This is a genomic window from Streptomyces sp. BE20 (assembly GCF_036322525.1).
Taxonomy (GTDB): Bacteria; Actinomycetota; Actinomycetes; order Streptomycetales; family Streptomycetaceae; genus Kitasatospora.
Genome location: NZ_JAQYWW010001160.1, coordinates 1 through 342 on the forward strand (window position 1 = coordinate 1; position 342 = coordinate 342).

Annotated in this window: 1 pseudogene; it reads left to right on the plus strand. The window is 70.5% G+C overall.

The window, feature by feature from the left end:
- Nucleotides 1–342 (plus strand): annotated as a pseudogene (locus PUR61_RS36605) (histidine kinase); the annotation flags it as partial.

The window sequence follows — 342 nt, forward strand, 5'->3', positions numbered from 1 at the left end:
GCCGGCGACCCGAGCCACCGCCGCCCCAAACGGGAGGAGGGCCAGGAAGACCCCCAACCGCAGTTCCACGACCACAACAAGCACACCCCCGAGCAACAGTACGAGAACCCCCCCAGCGGCCACCACACCACACTGCTGGACTGGCTGGGCCTCGGACGTGACCAGGAGGAGGGCCGGATGCGGTACGCCGACCTCCTCACCGACGGCGGCAGACTCAACCACGAGACGCACTACGCGCCCCTGCAGCACCAGCGCGGCGAGAGCAGCGGAGACGCCCTGGAGGTCAAGGCGTCCGGCGGCACGCGTCTGCCGGGCATGGTCACCTCACGGGTCAAGACCGGC